This window comes from Methyloceanibacter sp. (genome assembly GCF_051306395.1).
In the GTDB taxonomy this organism is placed as follows: Bacteria; Pseudomonadota; Alphaproteobacteria; order Rhizobiales; family Methyloligellaceae; genus Methyloceanibacter.
In genome coordinates this window covers 1-2,699 of record NZ_JBPPND010000207.1, presented here as the reverse complement: position 1 = coordinate 2,699, position 2,699 = coordinate 1, and the positions used below count along the sequence as shown (strand labels likewise).

3 protein-coding genes and 1 pseudogene are annotated in these 2,699 nt (G+C 62.3%); 2 read left to right on the top strand and 2 right to left on the bottom strand.

Features of this window, described 5'->3' with window-relative positions:
* On the bottom strand, positions 1-822 hold an 822-nt coding region (locus ACSLE4_RS10830; protein ID WP_435904466.1), incomplete at its 3' end, for a sodium:solute symporter family transporter.
* 20 nt (positions 823-842) lie between these two features.
* A complete protein-coding gene (locus ACSLE4_RS10825; RefSeq protein ID WP_435904465.1) occupies positions 843-1,805 on the bottom strand; it encodes a LysR substrate-binding domain-containing protein in 963 nt (320 codons plus the stop codon).
* Positions 1,806-1,969: 164 nt separating this feature from the next.
* Between ACSLE4_RS10825 and pqqA the strand changes: the two genes are divergently transcribed.
* Together pqqA and ACSLE4_RS10815 are read left to right on the top strand one after the other, a co-directional pair.
* Positions 1,970-2,059, top strand: coding sequence for a pyrroloquinoline quinone precursor peptide PqqA (gene pqqA, locus ACSLE4_RS10820; protein WP_069624483.1), 90 nt, complete (start codon positions 1,970-1,972; stop codon positions 2,057-2,059).
* Between the two features lie 346 nt (positions 2,060-2,405).
* A pseudogene (locus ACSLE4_RS10815) lies at positions 2,406-2,699 on the top strand (pyrroloquinoline-quinone synthase PqqC); the annotation flags it as partial.

Below are 2,699 nucleotides of genomic sequence, written 5' to 3'. Positions count from 1 at the left end.
GTAGAGGGCGGCGAATGCGGGCGCCGCTACGCACAGGAACAAGACGAAGATCGGGGCGATGAGAAACGACACTCGCGCATCGACGGCCGACGGCGTCGTGAAGCTCCGCATCAGGAGATAGGGCAAAGATGCTACGCCGGCCGCCACACAGAAGACGAGCGCAACAATGTTGACGGGGCTCGATTGCGCGAACGCGCGCAGTCCCAAACTTGGCACCACCTCGTCGACAAGGACCGTATCCAGTGCGAACGGTGAGCCTGTCTGCCATAGCAGAACCGCGATGGCGGCAAGCCCAGCCGCGAGCATCACCACGTAGTAAGCGATTTGCGACAGGCTCAGCGAGCGCATCCCGCCGATCAGCATCGCCACGAGGATCAGCGCGATGCCGGCGCCCACGCCGGCCGTTGCCGAGAGCGGGAACACCGCGGCGGTGAGGAGACCGAACGCGAGCAGGACCGCCGCAAGGGCCGGAAACGAGCACAGGACGACGGCCAACACCGCAAGCGGCCGGATCTTGTCGCCCCCGAAGCGCTCGGCGAGAAAATCGGGCACCGTGTAGCCGCCATAGGACCGCAGATACGGTGCGAGCAACAGCCCCGTGAGAACGAGGCCCAGCCCTCCACCAAGGAGCGGCGCGGTGACGCCGTCCCAATCGAAGCCGACCGCACCGAACGCGCCGACGAAGACGAGCGCCGCCATGGCGGACGCCGCGATCGCCAGACCGTTGAGAAATGCCGGCATCATCCGTCCCGCGACATAGAAGTCGGAGACCGGACGCACGAGCCGCACGAGCCCTGCCCTGGCGAAGATCAACGCCGCCATCAGGATCGAAAGTTGGGTGCTTAGCGTTTTCGGCCTCCCTTCTTGCTAGACGTCTTACTTGGTGTCGGCGCCCTTGGCGTCGGCGCCGCCCCGGCCGGCAGGACATCGCGCAGAAGCTCGCCGAACTGTACGAACTCGGTTTTGCGCGGCGAGGTCTTGCGCCAAGCCAGTCCGATCTCCCGTTTGGGCTCGGGCGCGGCGAAGCGCAACAGGCGAATGTCCCCACCGCGATGGATTTCGCTCGAGATCGCCATCTCGGGCAGAAGCGTGATGCCGTAGCCATTCGCCACCATCTGCACAATTGTGGCGAGACTTGAGGCGCCGAAGCTCTCGCGGGCTTCGCGCGTCATCATGTGGCAGTAGGACAGCGCCTGATCGCGCAGGCAATGCCCCTCCTCCAACAGCAGCAGCCGGTCGTCGGCGAGCATGTCGGGCGTTGCCGCACGCGTGTGCGCATTCTCGACCGTCGCCCGGGTTGCGAGGATGAAGGCGTCGTCGAACAAATGATGGGTCTCCAGCTCCGGCTCCTCGATCGGCAGAGCGATGAGAATAACGTCGAGATCGCCGCTCACAAGCTCGCGCACAAGAGTCTCGGTGACGGTCTCGCGGAGCTGCAGGGACAGTGCCGGAAAGCGCTGTTGCAACGCGGGCAAGGCCGCCGGCAACAGATACGGCGCGATGGACGGGATGGCGCCAAGCTTGAGCACGCCGGACAGTACGCCCTCTTGCCCCTTGGCGTAGTCCACGAGGTCGCGGACCGAGGCGAGAATGGTCCGCGCGCGGCGCGCCACCTCCATCCCCCTCTGGGTGAGCTCGATGCCGGACTTGCGCCGCTCCACCAGGCTGAGCTTCAGCTCGTCCTCGAGCTCCTTGATCTGCATGGACAGCGCCGGCTGGCTCACCGCGCAAGCTTGCGCCGCATGGCCGAAATGCCGGGTCTCGGCGAGAGATTCCAGATAGCGGAGCTGTCTGAGGGACACCATGGCGATAAGCAGCGCTTATGTTCTCTATTAGCAAATACGATTGGAAATTATCATGACCCGATCGCATATTCCAATCGCAGAGTTCGGGCGGCCGTTCGGGTTCGCAAGCTTAAGGGCCGTACCGACCATTGCTTGGTCTATAAACTCGCGGAAGGAGAAATAACATGCGTGAGTGGCACAAGCCGACGATCGAGGAGACGGAGTCCGGTATGGAGGTGACGAGTTACCTGCCAGCCGAGCTGGATCGCGCTTAGTCCGGCTTTTTTCTCATCTCGGAAAACGCGAAGCGGCGATCCGGCGAGAGCCAGGTCGCCGTTTCGTTTTTTGGCTTAAAGGTCGATCGATAGCGCCCATTCGGACTTTCGGCTACGATAACGTCCCGATGGCCGGATCTTGGGCTTCAGATGTTCTTAATCCGGTATCCAGACAGTGTTCATGAACGAGTCATGAAAATCTCATCCGGCCTCACCATGTTTTACCATGGTATAGGCCGGTTCGAAGGCGCCACGAGAAGCGCCGTTAGTCGACGAGTATTTGAGGATTGACGCGCATCAAGAAGGCGGCGGCGGCGCTGAGCTACGTTATTCCTCTACAAGACCAATGGTTGAGATCGAGGTAGAAGCCGTGACCAAGATTATGAGCCCCGAGGAACTAGAGCAGGAGCTGCGCGCCATTGGCGCTGTGCAGTATCACGACAAGCACCCCTTTCATAAGCTGCTGCATGGCGGCAAGTTGAACAAAGGCCAGGTCCAAGACTGGGCGATCAACCGCTACTGCTATCAGTCCGCGGTGCCGCGCAAGGACGCGGCGCTGATCAGCCGCTGCCACGACCGCGAGCTGCGCCGCGAATGGCTGCACCGCATCATGGATCACGACGGATACGGCGAGGAGGAA